13 protein-coding genes and 1 tRNA gene are annotated in these 12801 nt (G+C 59.5%); 4 read left to right on the plus strand and 10 right to left on the minus strand.

Annotated elements, in window-relative coordinates; translation table 11 throughout:
• Positions 1 to 1363 (minus strand): acyl-CoA dehydrogenase family protein (locus G3N99_RS23485; protein WP_206123587.1); only part of this gene is annotated, 1363 nt, incomplete at its 3' end.
• A gap of 173 nt (positions 1364 to 1536) precedes the next feature.
• Between G3N99_RS23485 and G3N99_RS23490 the strand changes: the two genes are divergently transcribed.
• Positions 1537 to 2439: a LysR family transcriptional regulator gene (locus G3N99_RS23490; RefSeq protein ID WP_089431272.1), complete on the plus strand. Its 903-nt coding sequence runs from the start codon at positions 1537 to 1539 to the stop codon at positions 2437 to 2439.
• Positions 2440 to 2537: 98 nt separating this feature from the next.
• Positions 2538 to 2612 (plus strand) — tRNA-Val (locus tag G3N99_RS23495).
• 483 nt (positions 2613 to 3095) lie between these two features.
• Here G3N99_RS23495 and G3N99_RS23500 read toward each other — a convergent pair.
• The 6 genes from G3N99_RS23500 to G3N99_RS23525 form a co-directional block, all read right to left on the minus strand.
• Positions 3096 to 3452 carry a hypothetical protein gene (locus G3N99_RS23500; protein ID WP_206123588.1) on the minus strand — a complete coding sequence of 119 codons (357 nt, stop codon included), beginning with the start codon at positions 3450 to 3452 and terminating at the stop codon, positions 3096 to 3098.
• A complete protein-coding gene (locus G3N99_RS23505; protein ID WP_206123589.1) occupies positions 3453 to 4538 on the minus strand; it encodes a PIN domain-containing protein in 1086 nt (361 codons plus the stop codon).
• Positions 4539 to 4986: 448 nt separating this feature from the next.
• Positions 4987 to 5241 carry a type II toxin-antitoxin system RelE/ParE family toxin gene (locus G3N99_RS23510; protein WP_124595993.1) on the minus strand — a complete coding sequence of 85 codons (255 nt, stop codon included), beginning with the start codon at positions 5239 to 5241 and terminating at the stop codon, positions 4987 to 4989.
• Positions 5242 to 5251: 10 nt separating this feature from the next.
• Positions 5252 to 5710, minus strand: coding sequence for a hypothetical protein (locus tag G3N99_RS23515; RefSeq protein ID WP_206123590.1), 459 nt, complete (start codon positions 5708 to 5710; stop codon positions 5252 to 5254).
• Positions 5711 to 5816: 106 nt separating this feature from the next.
• The gene (locus tag G3N99_RS23520) at positions 5817 to 6773 is read right to left on the minus strand and encodes a site-specific integrase (RefSeq protein ID WP_277396419.1); all 957 of its coding nucleotides are present in this window, start codon (positions 6771 to 6773) and stop codon (positions 5817 to 5819) included.
• 4 nt (positions 6774 to 6777) lie between these two features.
• Positions 6778 to 7173, minus strand: coding sequence for a hypothetical protein (locus G3N99_RS23525; protein WP_206123591.1), 396 nt, complete (start codon positions 7171 to 7173; stop codon positions 6778 to 6780).
• A gap of 201 nt (positions 7174 to 7374) precedes the next feature.
• On the opposite strand from G3N99_RS23525, the gene G3N99_RS23530 reads away from it, so the two are divergent.
• Both G3N99_RS23530 and cysC read left to right on the plus strand, forming a co-directional pair.
• The gene (locus tag G3N99_RS23530) at positions 7375 to 8127 is read left to right on the plus strand and encodes a hypothetical protein (protein WP_206123592.1); all 753 of its coding nucleotides are present in this window, start codon (positions 7375 to 7377) and stop codon (positions 8125 to 8127) included.
• A 785-nt stretch (positions 8128 to 8912) separates the two neighbouring features.
• Complete coding sequence (cysC, locus tag G3N99_RS23535) at positions 8913 to 9455, plus strand: adenylyl-sulfate kinase (protein ID WP_241011811.1); 543 nt, start codon at positions 8913 to 8915, stop codon at positions 9453 to 9455.
• Between the two features lie 233 nt (positions 9456 to 9688).
• Here cysC and G3N99_RS23540 read toward each other — a convergent pair whose 3' ends face one another.
• The 3 genes from G3N99_RS23540 to G3N99_RS23550 all read right to left on the minus strand — a co-directional run.
• Positions 9689 to 11074 carry an aspartate aminotransferase family protein gene (locus G3N99_RS23540; RefSeq protein ID WP_206123594.1) on the minus strand — a complete coding sequence of 462 codons (1386 nt, stop codon included), beginning with the start codon at positions 11072 to 11074 and terminating at the stop codon, positions 9689 to 9691.
• A 28-nt stretch (positions 11075 to 11102) separates the two neighbouring features.
• Complete coding sequence (locus G3N99_RS23545) at positions 11103 to 12440, minus strand: glutamine synthetase family protein (protein ID WP_174941807.1); 1338 nt, start codon at positions 12438 to 12440, stop codon at positions 11103 to 11105.
• 12 nt (positions 12441 to 12452) lie between these two features.
• Positions 12453 to 12801, minus strand: a 349-nt coding sequence (locus G3N99_RS23550) for a gamma-glutamyl-gamma-aminobutyrate hydrolase family protein (RefSeq protein ID WP_206123595.1), incomplete at its 5' end; no start/stop codon positions are given.

Here is a 12801-nt window from a genome sequence, read left to right on the forward strand (position 1 = left end):
TGAGCGCCTGTTCGCGCTGCGCGGCCCGCGCGACGTCGAGCGCGACGATGTTGCTCGTGCCCTCCCAGATCGAGCCGAGATGCGCATCGCGCACGACGCGCGCGTCGCTCCATTCCTCGATGTAGCCGGTGCCGCCGCGCACTTCCATCGCATCGCCGGTCACACGCCGCGCATCGCGGCACGCGCGGAACTTGATCAGCGGCGTCAGGATCCGCACGCAGCGCGCGGCCTGCTCGTCGCCCGCATCGGCCTGCGGCAGCAGCAGCGCGATCTGCATGAACATCGCGCGCGCGGCCTCGGCCGGCAGCAGCATCTTCAGCAACTGGCGCTGCATCAGCGGCATCTCGATCAGCTTGCGACCGAAGGCCTCGCGATGCGCGGCGACGTGCAGCGCCTCGTTCAGCGCGCGCCGCATCAGCCCCGCCGCGCGCACGCCGTTCGACAGCCGCGACATGTTGATCATGTCGGCCATCTGGTGAAAGCCGCGGCCGATCTCGCCGATCAGGTACGCCTGCGCGCCCTCGAGCGCGATCTCGCCGCTCGCCATCGAACGGCTACCGAGCTTGTCCTTCAGGCGCACGATCCGGTAGCGGTTGCGCGTGCCGTCCGGCAGCGTCTTCGGCAACAGGAACAGCGCGAGGCCCTTGATGCCGTCCGGCGCGCCGTCGGGCCGCGCGAGCACCATCGCGAGATCGGCGTCCGCGTTCGAGCAGAACCATTTGTCGCCGGTCAGCCGCCAGACGGTCTCGCCCTGCGCGTCCGTCTCGCGCGTCGCCCGCGTCGCGATCCGGCCGACGTCGGAACCCGCCGCCTGCTCGGTCATGAACATCGCGCCCTGGTACAGCGTGTCGAAATCGCGCGACGCAAGCATCGGCAGGTAGCGCGCGACGAGCGCCGGATCGCCGAAGCGGCGCAACGTGCGCGTGAGTGAATCGGTCATGCTGACCGGGCAGCACAGCCCGAATTCCGCCTGCACGAACAGGAACGTCAGCGCGTACTTGACGAGCGGCGGGACCGATTCGGCCCCGTGGCTCAGCGACGCGAGACCGAGTTCGGCATACGCGACGCGTTCGAGCGCGACATACGCGGGATCCTTGTCGATCCGCTGCACGGCCTCGCCGCGCCGGTTGCGGTGCTCGAGCACGGGCGGGTGCTTGTCCGCGCGCGATGCCCATTCGTCGAGCTCGCCCGACACGCGTGCGCCGAGCGCGTGCAGCCGCGGCTCGAGTTCGGCATAGCGGGCATCGCCGAGATGCAGCTTCAGCAACGCGCCGAGATCGGGATCGACAGTGAAGAAATTGATGCCCCGGCTGTCGGGGATGTTGGATGCGCCGGCGTCCGGCGTGCGAGCTGTGTCGTTCATGCGTGCGTCTCCTGGGTTGCCTGCACGTCGGCTGGAAGGGGCGCCGCGGCGCCCGACCAGTCCCGTGCAAAGCCTTCCGCAGAGCGTAGGCGCGCGATCGATAAGCGTCCAATACAGGATTTATCCGGTACGATAGATATCGCTTATCGATACCGACGCCGCGAGGAGACCCCATGGAACTGAGGCAGTTGCGCTACTTCGTGGCGGTCGCCGAGGAGCTGCATTTCGGGCGCGCGGCGAAGCGCCTGTTCATCTCTCAACCGGCGCTGAGTTTCGACATCCGCAAGTTCGAGGACGCGCTCGGCGTGCAGTTGTTCTCGCGCACCAACAAGACTGTTGCTCTGACCAACGCGGGCGAGGTGCTGCTCGGCGAAGCGCGCCGGCTGCTGCTGCAGGCGGCCGAAGCCGAACGCCTGACGGTGCGCTCCGCGTCCGGTCTCGCGGGCCGGCTGCGGATCGGCTTCGTTCATTCGATGCTGTATCGCGGGCTCCCTGATGCGGTGCGACGCTTTGAAGCCGACTACCCCGGTGTCGAGGTCGTGCTCAGCGAAATGAATACGCAGGCGCAGGTGCAGGCGATCCAGCGCGGCCAGATCGATCTCGGCTACGCGCACTGGGGCCACTTTCCGCCCGAGGTCGAATCGACGCCCGTTTATGCGGAACCGTTCGTGTGCTGCCTGCCGGCCGCGCATCCGCTCGCGAAGCGCAAGCAGGTCGCGCTCGCCGCGCTGGCCGCGGAACCGTTCATCCTGTTTCCGCGCGAAGCGGCGCCCCACTATCACGACCTGATCATCGCGCAATGCGTGAATGCCGGCTTCAGCCCGCTGATCCGCCACGAGGCACGGCTGTGGCAGACGATCCTGTCGATGATCGAGTTCGGGATGGGTATCGCGCTCGTGCCGCGCGTGCTGCAGCAGGTGAAGAGCGAGCGGCTCGCGTTCCGGCCGCTGAAGGATGCGTCGCTCGAATCGCGCACGCTCGCGCTGAAGCGCAGCGGCACGACCGAACCGGTGGCGCTGCGCTTCGCGGATTACGTACGTGCATCGATCGACGCGCTACCCGCGCTCGCAGGCTGAGCACACGACCGGCTGGCAGGTATGTGCAGGTATCTGAAAAATATTTGCAGAAAGTGCTTTACAGACCCCAAAATTCCTGACATAATCTTTTCTTCTTTGGGCGGTTAGCTCAGCGGTAGAGCACTGCCTTCACACGGCAGGGGTCACTGGTTCGATCCCAGTACCGCCCACCAAAGAATTCGCCGCTTGTGGCGACGCGTTAAGCGCTGGATCGAGCAGTTCTATCCGACGCCAGCGCAAAGCCACTAGGCAAAGAGAAAGCCCTGCACTCGCAGGGCTTTTTTTTGGCCCATCTCGGATTTCCGAAGAAAACGCAGGGCTGACTGTCGACGTTCGGCCATGAAGCGTCAATTAACAGTACCGTCGCACGGACGTTCGGACATCGGATCGACCCAGCAAACAGTCATTCAATAACCGAGGATAAGCGCTTCGGTAATATCACAAGTCCCAGCAGATTCCCAATGCTACGTTCAAGGGAGTCATGCATTACCCACTCATTGGAAACGCATTGAGGTTTGCGAAGAAGTTTACGGATCAGCGCCCCAACAAAAAAGCCAGCTCTCAAGAGACGGGGCTGCGACATTTCATTGCCGATTGCCCCTTATTCCTCTACTTTGATGAGACTACCCGTTTCTCGCGATTCCACAAAGGTGAATTCACTCGCTCGTGGCCGTGCGCGATCTAATTCGATCGTTATCGGTGGGCATTGCAGTCGCAGACGCGCTTTCAAACTGTTCATCGAAGTGATTCAAAAGCATCTCTATAAACCGCCCATGATAAATGCCGTAAGTGGCGCGCGATACAATCTTTCCTTTTGGCGGCACAATATTGAAGACAATACGCTTTTCTTCAATTCTAGCTTTAAACCAAGCACGCCGCGCCCACTGCTCGGCGGAGTGGGTGAAGTGATCCTCGCCATGACGCGACCAAGTCGTTACATGTTCCTCAGAAATTGCCTGTTTTATAGCGGATAGCAATTTTTTGGGCGTCTGAGTCGTTACAAAAATAGCCATTTACTTTGCCTCGCCATCAATTTCAGGACCCTGATCACTTCTGAATTCTTCCGGGGAATCACCGGTGGATTCCTCTTCGCAATAGCCATTTTCATCGTCAAACGGCTGTTCCAATTTGGCGATCGATTTGCTAGGGTAATCCACCTCAGCTACTTGAGGTTTTGGCTCATCGGGTACCTCGCTACTCCCTGGTTGGTTGAGTCCTTCAGTAATATTTCTAACCTCTTCAATACCTTTGGTTTGAACTGGCGCGCCGAGATATTCAGATGCCATTTCAAGAAATTGCTCTTGAGTATACATCCAAAATTTATTCTGCGTGATCGATGTCACATCTCGAATGAGAGCAAAATGCGGCCCAATCGGCTTCTCGTTGTTTCCTAGTTTAACCATTCGCCACCAGTTTTCTTGCAGATCACCAGTCACGAAGATGATTGGATTTTTCTTCTTTTCTGCATACTTCAAAATTTGAAACCATACCCGGCCATCTCCTCGATGAGGATTAATTGCTGAATTAATTTTTGCCGGGACAGTTGTGTAGCAAGGGGCTAAATTCTCTTTAACCCTCGCCTCCACCTTGTCATTTATTTCATCATCCTCCTCAGCGGAACTTGCTCCCGCGCTCGATTCCTCAAAAAGAGAAGTCAATTCCGAGAGGATTGGATCATCATGCACAAGAAAATTTATTTGATTTTCATTCTGGGATTTTTTTACAATTTCGATTTGCTCGGCAACGCATTTCTCCAATGCCTCTTTAATACCATTTATTGGTATGCATGGGTGTCGAATCAAATCCTTTCCAAAATCACCGGGTATTTTTTTGAGGCGCGCCTTAACTGATTCAAATGCATTGACTTGAACTGCAATCTCCTCCTCGGCGTGTCGAAAAAATTCCACGCCAACCTGATGAGGCAGAAAGAGTCGATTTTTTATGCGATTTAAAATTTGCCTCATTTCCTTGCTAGTTTCGGCGCTCATTCGATACAAATTCAACAAAACATTTGTATCAAAAACGAAATCTGCGTCCTTCCAAAGTGCCGCGGTCTCTGCCTTTGTTGGGCGAAAAAACTCAAAAAAATGTTCCCGCACGCTGCCTCTCCTGTCGCAAGTTGCCTGGAATCGATGAAAAACAAAAGCCAAGCAAGAGAAATTATTTGAATAGCGTGATCCTGAATAAACTCCAAGATCATTGTCGGTTTAAGTTACAGAAAGATTCACCAGTGAGAATGCTGGCACCATTTTACATGTAGCAGACGCCTGCGCGCCGAGATTCAGAACCAAGGGCTGTTCGTGCCAACTCCGCTCGCGGCGGCACTCCATTTGGTACACCATCATCGCTGTGGTTGCCAACTCTAGTTGCGGGCTGGTAACCAGCTCACGGAACGAGTCGGCGGCCGGCCGTTGCGCCTTGAAAGCAGCCGGATATGCCGTGTAGCGTTGGCGCGCCGCTTAGGGCCGGCAAGCGACATCCACGAAGAATCTTTCTTTGGTTCATCGAGGAAACTCAGGTTCAGCGGGCGCGAAGCCGAATCCAGCCTCAGTCCGGCCACTGTTGCCGGGCATGCTTCACGCTCAGAACCTCCACCACGTCCGCATCAATGCTGTACACGACAACGTAGTTGTGATGCACCACCATCTCTCTTGTTCCGGAAACACGCCCCACCCGGTAAAGCCTCGGACGAGCCCTCAGCCCCTCCACCTTTTCACGAATCATCAACACCAAGGCTAACGCAGCATCCGGATCGTCTTCCCCGATAAAATCCAAAATACCCAACAGGTCTTCCTCGGCCAACGGCCGCCATTCAAGTCTTAGCACGCTTCCCCTTTCGCATCCCTTCGACGCGGGCCAGAGCCTTTTTCATTACGTCCTCATGCGCGATGCTCGGGCGCGGATCGTCGATCGACGCCTGCACCTGCTCGCGTAACCATTTGTCATAGGCCGCCGCATTCGCGTGCGTTTGCTTCATCGCCGCTGCACGATCCGGACGGCTAGAACGTTCGATCTCGACCTCATCCGGCCGCCATGCTTCAAGCGAGAAACGCCCCGACTGCAACCCAAGCTCGCGGATCACTTCAAGCGCCTTGACGGGGTTCCGGAACGCACGCGGCCGACGATTGTTCGACGTGACCAGCACAGCCGTTCCGGCCGTCCGCGTCTCAAGCTCGACGTAAAATGAACCACCCTCAGCCCTAAGGACGGCCGACAGGACACCGCCCGCGTGTGCTGCCGCAGCAGCCTGAGACACATCTAACGTTTTCATGGCACAACCTTTAGAAGATAACAGCACGATCTATAATACATCGTGCCACCGTCAATAACATTCTGCCCCCATTATTTGACGTAAAACCCCTTCTCAGCGCCCTGGCCTAGGCATGCAGCGTCCGTACCGCCTCGCGCCCCATGTGCGGAGCCAGATGCGCGTACCGCTCCGTCACCGTGATCGACGAGTGCCCCAGCAAATCCTTCACCACGTACAGCGACACGCCCGCCATGACGAGCCATGAAGCGAAGGTATGGCGCAAGTCGTGCACCCTGAAATCATCGATCCCCGCGCGGAGACACGCGGCGCGAAAACCCTTCTGAATCGTCGTCATCCGATCCCCTGACGCCACCGCGAACACCCACGGCGAACGAGGCACTGTCACCCGCACCCAATCGCGCTGATGTCTTAACGCCGCCATTGCCTCATCGTTCAGCGGCACAACGCGACGCTTACCGTTCTTCGTATCGCTCGGCTCCAGCGACAAAACCGCTCGATCAAAATCCACTCGCGACCATTCAAGTTTCAACAGCTCGTTTTTGCGGCAACCGGTATGCAAAGCAAGCCGAATGAAGTTTGGCAAATGCGGCCGACGTGCGAAGCGTGAAGCACATATCACCAGTGCGTCAGCGTCCTGCCGACTGATCCACCGAACCCGAGCCGCCCCAGACGACATAGCCAGCCGAATAACCGGATTCGGCAAATCGGGCCGATCATATTCCAATCGCACAAAATTTATCCAAGCAAGCAACACACGAGGGATACTGCCAAATGGCACGCCGTACGCTTTGTGGCCTCGCACAGCCAGCGTAAGCTTGCCGCTCGTGCGCTCGTAGTACAGCGTGTTGGGGTTCGAATGAGGAAGCGTCACCTGCGCTAGCGTACGGGCCATATAACCCACCGCTCCCGCTCTTACGGCCTCCTCCTGCTCGATCTGAATTGCCTCCTCGATCAGGGCACGATCGATCCGACGCATCGGCTTTTCGACCCACGCTGGTGCCTCCTCGAACGCTAATCTGCGTCCGGCGAAGCCGCCGTCTCGCTCAACAGCAACGTCCGCCATCGGCTTACTGATCTGCTACTTGGCGACGACGCCCACGGCGCGGGCCATCGGTCGCTTCTACGTCGAGTACCCGCCGTGGGCGACTGCCCGTCAATCTCTGAGGATTAACCGGAACAGGCGTCATCCCTTCCATCGAGGAACGCACGTCAGCTACACGCCAGCGCACGCAGCGATGCTCACGTATCACCGGATCGGGGATCTTTCCAACGTGCAGCCGGAAATTGAAAGATGCTCGGCTGATACACAACAGCGCGGCAAATTCGTCGGCCGTAATCAGCGAAGCAGGGTCCAGCGCGGAAAACACAGCGCGAAAATCCTGCACAAGCGTCCCGTCGGCTGGACGGTCGGTTTCAAAATCCTGGATGGACCGTTGTGCTGACCACTTTGATTGTGCTTGCATTCGCTTCCCCTCACTTACTGTTGCGATGTGGGGACACGATAGGTATTCTGCTCACAATCTCTAATGGCGTTGTCGGCGAGTTTGGCTATGACTGCAAAGCAGGAAACGACCGAATACGTATGCAAACAGGCTGCGGTGCGAAGCCTTTTTCGTCGCATGTTGGATCGGAGCAACCTAAATCAGACTCAGTTGGAATGCTGCTTGTCCATCGAGCCGGCAAATGGCAGCAACTACGGCCGGTATCTCAACGGCCGGACGATGAGCTATGGGAAGTTCCTTCAATGCGTGCGAGCATCATGGAAGCAGCGTTTCCTGACGCAAGATGACTTGTGCGAGCTAGGCTTTGAAGATGCAGCAATGAGCAATGAACCGGCCGACGATATCAGGCGGAACCGCAAGAAGGCGACCGCATGGTTCATTGAGGGGCAAAAGCGGTTACTGGCTGGACTCCTCCCTATGGCGGTGCCTGGGCCGGAAGGCCGCGAAATTCGCGCGCCGCGCAGCGAAGCAGAAGCAGTAAGCTGGTATGAGAAGTGGATCGTCGGGGTCCAGATGTTCGGTGGCCAGGTCACAAAAGCGTCGTGGGCTCCGTCATGGTATCTGCCTTGGCTAGAGAACACGAGCGATGAAGGCCTGTCACAGCACGACCTTGAGCAAATGCTTGCGTCAACGGATGCCGCGCAGACAGAAGACGCCGACGTGCCCCCCGTCAAGCTCCAGCCGTACCACGCAGCAAGCGTTCGCCAGTTGAAACTATGGTTTGGCGGACGCGAGTGGACTCCCTACCAACACGCAATCGAGGACTCCTGGACGGAAGTGAATGGAGACGACCTGAGCGAGTTCATCCAACGCAAGGAGCGGCGTGACGCCGCATGTCGCTTGATGCTGGATGTACTTGCGCGAGCCGCGTCGCCACGCGGGCGGAAAACCGGCGGAACGACAAGCAACAGCTAGCAACGGAAAAGGTCTCATCGCAACAGCAAAACCTTGTAAAATTAAGCACTTGGGAACGAGACTCCCATACAGGCGGGGCTGTTTTTCGATTCACACGGCAGGGGTCACTGGTTCGATCCCAGTACCGCCCACCAAAGAATTCAAGGCCCTGCGTCTCACGACGCAGGGCCTTTTCGTTTTGGTGCGCCGAATTCACGGCCCACCCGCGCAGACTCACGTGAACCGGCAGTCATCGCCTCCTCCACGAATCCGCCATCTCGATTTCGATCGACACCTCCTTCGTTTCCGGCGCGTTGATTGACGCCCGCAGGAAATCAATGTCGATCCAGCTAGCCCGCCGGCACGCTGTGCGGTTTTCCAACAGTAACGCCACACTGCCGATCGGGAGCCGGAGCAGAAACGCTGTCTTCAAACGCTGCCCGGCCATTGACGCGTCTCGATTCGCCAAACGCCATTAGCTTGTATTGGCGGATGCAACTCAGGCAAATCCCCTATCAGCGGCAAAATCTCCGATTTCTTCGCGCATCAAGCCCCGTCGGATCAACACCGTCTCCCGGTCCAGCGGACGAACAAACCTCAGACATTTCATTTACGTCATACGAAATCTTTCAACACGAAAGAAAGAAAATTGCCAGTGTAATTTTTGGTAATTCTTCTGTAACATTTGTAGAAATCCGGATGCATAGAATCCTTACACTAAATAACAGCCAGCCGAATCGGCATCGCATTTAGGCGCGAAATCATGACTTGCGATGGTGAGAGTTGGCGATAGAGATTGCACACCCATGTCCCCAGAGAAGAACGACTACACCCTGTGGCTTACCGGTCTGAGCGGCGCCGGCAAATCAACCCTCTCGCGCGAAATTGCGGCGCAGTTACGCGCACGCAATATTCCGACATGCATCCTCGACGGCGATGAATTGCGGGCAGGCGTTTCTCCCGATCTTGGCTTCTCGCGGGAAGATCGCACCGAAAACTGCCGACGCACCGCCGAAATCGCCAAGTTGCTCAATAGCCAGGGCTTCATGGTGATCGTCGCGCTGATCTCGCCTTATGAAGCCGACCGGCAGCGGGCACGACAGATCGTCGGCGTGGATCGCTTCGTCGAGGTCTACCTGAAAACCGATATCGCCACTTGCTCCGCACGTGATCCGAAGCAGCTTTATGCAAAGGCGATCACCGGCCAGACAACGCAATTCACCGGCATCTCGGATCCATACGAAGTACCGACCACGCCTGATCTCGTCGTCGAAACGGGATCGATGGATATTGCATCGTCGGTCACACTCATCATGAATTTCGAGCGGCAGCGATTCGCGCACGCGTAATCTCGCCCCTTCGTTACCACGCATCCGATCAGTAACGCACCGCACTCCGTCAATCGTGCCGCCTCAAAGGTCGACACGATTAACGGACATGCTCCGTGCCGGGTAACGTCAAGCCCTGTCGCAAGAAAACCGCTCAGCCGTCCGGTCGCGCGCGTCAAATCCCGATCGGGACAAATTCCACATGCGTCTCGCGTAATGGCATCCGCACGAACGCCGGGCGACGTGTCGCGCGACTACCCCACCCGCTCCGCCGTCGCATCGAACGCGCGCTTCGCCTTGTCGACGATCTCGTCGACCTCCGCCTCGCGAATCACGAGCGGCGGCGACAGCAGCATCCGGTCGCCGGTCGCACGCATGATCAGGTTGCCGTTGAAACAGAAGTCGCGGCAGATCGTGCCGATATCGACGTTCGCACCGAACCGCTCACGCCGGTCCCGGTCGCGCGCAAGCTGAACGCCCGCGACCAGCCCCGCTCCCGCAATCTCACCGACGATCGGATGGTTGCCCAGCGCATCGCGCAGCCGGCGCTGGAAATACGGCCCGATATCGTTCTGCACGCGCTCGACGATCCCTTCGTCACGCAGCAGCTTCAGGTTCGCGACCGCGACGGCCGCTGCCACCGGGTGGCCCGAGTACGTGAGGCCGTGGTTGAATTCGCCGTTGTCGATGATCGGCCGCGCCACACGTTCATGGATGCCAACAGCGCCCATCGGCACGTAGCCCGACGTGAGGCCCTTCGCCATCGTGATCAGATCGGGCTCGAAGCCGAAATGCTGGTGTGCGAACCATTCGCCGGTACGGCCGAAGCCGCCGATCACTTCGTCGACCACCAGCAGGATGTCGTACTTGCGGCAGATCCGCTGGATTTCCGGCCAGTACGTCGACGGCGGGAAGATCACGCCGCCCGCGCCCTGGAACGGCTCGCCGATGAACGCGGCGACATTCTCCGCGCCGAGTTCGAGGATCTTCGCTTCGAGCTGCTGCGCGCGGGCGAGGCCGAACGCTTCCGGCGTTTCACCGGCCGCTGCTTCGCCGAAGAAATACGGCTGGTCGATGTGCACGATGTTCTCGACCTTCGACGGCATCTGCTCGTGCATGTAGCCCATCCCGCCGAGCGTGCCGCCGGCGATCGTCGAGCCGTGATAACCGTTCTTGCGCGAGATCACATACTTCTTCTGCGGCTGGCCCTGCACGCGCCAGTACTGGTGCACAAGGCGCAGCACGGTGTCGTTGCCTTCCGAGCCGCTGTTGCAATAGAAGAAGTGGTTGAAGCCCTTCGGCGTGACTTCCGCGAGCATCGCGGACAGTTCGATCACCGGCGGGTGGGTGGTCTTGAAGAACGTGTTGTAGAACGGCAGTTCCTGGATCTGGCGATACGCGGCGTCGGCGAGTGCCTTGCAGCCGTAGCCGACGTTCACGCACCAGAGGCCGGCCATCCCGTCGATGATCTTGTTGCCTTCCGAGTCCCACAGGTAGACGCCGTCGGCCTTCACTATCACGCGGCTGCCTGCGCGGTTCAGCGCGCCCATGTCGGAAAACGGGTGGATGTGGTGCGCAGCGTCGAGCGCGCGGTAATCCGCGGTCGAATGAGGTGAAAAGGCTTCGTTTCGATCGGTCATGTTTCCTCCGGATAACAGTGCCGCACGCTCACACGTGCAGCAGCAGATGCCTGCGTTCCCACGAGCTGATCACGCGGAAGAACGCTTCGTATTCGGTGTCCTTCAGCGCCAGGTACGCTTTCACGAACTTGTCGCCGAGAATGCCGGCCAGCGGCGTGCTGGCCGCCATCAGCGAGATGCCCTCCTCGAGATTGCGCGGCAGCTGGTACGGCAGGTTGTAGCCGTCCGACGCGATCGGCTCGGTCGGTGCGAGTTGCTGGGTCAAGCCGAGATAGCCGGCCGCGAGCGTCGCGGCGAAGGCGAGATACGGATTGCAGTCGACGCCCGGGATCCGGTTCTCGATTCGGCGTGCCGACGCGCCTGACTGCGGAATGCGGAAGCCGACCGTACGGTTGTCATAGCCCCACTGCACGTTGATCGGTGCGGCCATGAAGCGCGACAGGCGGCGATACGAGTTGATGTACGGCGCGAAGATCGGCATCAGCGCGGGCGTGTACTTCTGCAGCCCCGCGAGATAACTGTGGAACATCGGCGACACCGCACCATCTTCGTTGGAGAACAGGTTGCGCCCCGTGCGCGCGTCGGCCAGGCTCTGGTGGATGTGCATCGCCGAGCCCGGCTCGTCCTGCATCGGCTTCGCCATGAAGGTCGCGTACATGTTGTGGCGCAACGCCGCCTCGCGCACCGTGCGCTTGAACAGGAACACCTGGTCGGCGAGCGACAGCGCATCGCCGTGCACGAAGTTGATCTCCATCTGCGCGGCGCCGACCTCGTGGATCAGCGTCTCGATATCGAGCCCCTGCATCTCGCAGTATTCGTAGATGTCTTCGAACAGCGAATCGAACTCGTTCACGGCCTCGATCGAATACGACTGCCGGCCGGTCTCCGCACGCCCGGTGCGGCCGACCGGCGGACGCAGCGGCAGATCGGGATCGGCGTTCATGTCGACGAGATAGAACTCGAGCTCGGGCGCGACGACCGGCTGCCAGCCTTTCGCCTTGTACAGGTCGAGCACGCGTCGCAGCACGTAGCGCGGCGAGATCTCGACCGGCGAGCCGTCGAAGTGCACGCAGTCGTGGATCACCTGCGCGGTCGGATCGACGGCCCACGGGATCAGGCAGATCGTCGACGGATCGGGCACGCACACCATGTCGGGATCGGTCACGCCGGTCAGCGTACCGTCCTCCGGATAGTCGCCGGTGACGGTCTGCACCATCACGGCCTGCGGCAGGCGCATCGATTCGCCGGATTCGAACTTGTTGCGCGGAATGATCTTGCCGCGCGCAATGCCGGCCATGTCGGGAATGATCGCCTCGACCTCGGTGATGCGGTGCTGGCGCAGGAATTCGCTCAGTTCGGGTTGCATGATCGGCCTCTATCAGTCGACGTCGGATGCGGCCGGCGACACCATCGCGCCACCGGCTGCATGAATGCGATGCGTCATGCGCGCGCGGCACGCCGCGCCGAATGCCGCGAAGATGTCGCGCGACAGCGGCTGTTCCGCGTAGCGCCATTCGGGATGCCACTGCACGCCGAGCGCGAATGCGCGCGCGCCGCGCACGCTGACGGCCTCGACGAGTCCGTCGGGCGCACTGGCTTCGACAACGAGCCCCGCGCCGAGCTGCGCGATGCCCTGGTCATGCAGCGAATTGACCGTCGCCTCCTGCGCGCCGCGCGCGACCCGCTGCAGCAGGCCGCCCGGCGCGAACTGAACGACGTGCGCAGGG

Source organism: Burkholderia sp. Ac-20392, assembly GCF_017104585.1.
GTDB lineage: Bacteria > Pseudomonadota > Gammaproteobacteria > Burkholderiales > Burkholderiaceae > Burkholderia > Burkholderia lata.

Excerpts from the sequence above, each read along its gene's own strand:
- cysC (WP_241011811.1), top strand. The coding sequence starts at position 8,913 with ATGTCCCCAGAGAAGAACGACTACACCCTGTGGCTTACCGGTCTGAGC.
- G3N99_RS23545 (WP_174941807.1), bottom strand. The coding sequence starts at position 12,440 with ATGCAACCCGAACTGAGCGAATTCCTGCGCCAGCACCGCATCACCGAG.
- G3N99_RS23500 (WP_206123588.1), bottom strand. The coding sequence starts at position 3,452 with ATGGCTATTTTTGTAACGACTCAGACGCCCAAAAAATTGCTATCCGCT.
- G3N99_RS23540 (WP_206123594.1), bottom strand. The coding sequence starts at position 11,074 with ATGACCGATCGAAACGAAGCCTTTTCACCTCATTCGACCGCGGATTAC.
- G3N99_RS23515 (WP_206123590.1), bottom strand. The coding sequence starts at position 5,710 with ATGAAAACGTTAGATGTGTCTCAGGCTGCTGCGGCAGCACACGCGGGC.
- G3N99_RS23520 (WP_277396419.1), bottom strand. The coding sequence starts at position 6,773 with ATGGCGGACGTTGCTGTTGAGCGAGACGGCGGCTTCGCCGGACGCAGA.
- G3N99_RS23525 (WP_206123591.1), bottom strand. The coding sequence starts at position 7,173 with ATGCAAGCACAATCAAAGTGGTCAGCACAACGGTCCATCCAGGATTTT.
- G3N99_RS23490 (WP_089431272.1), top strand. The coding sequence starts at position 1,537 with ATGGAACTGAGGCAGTTGCGCTACTTCGTGGCGGTCGCCGAGGAGCTG.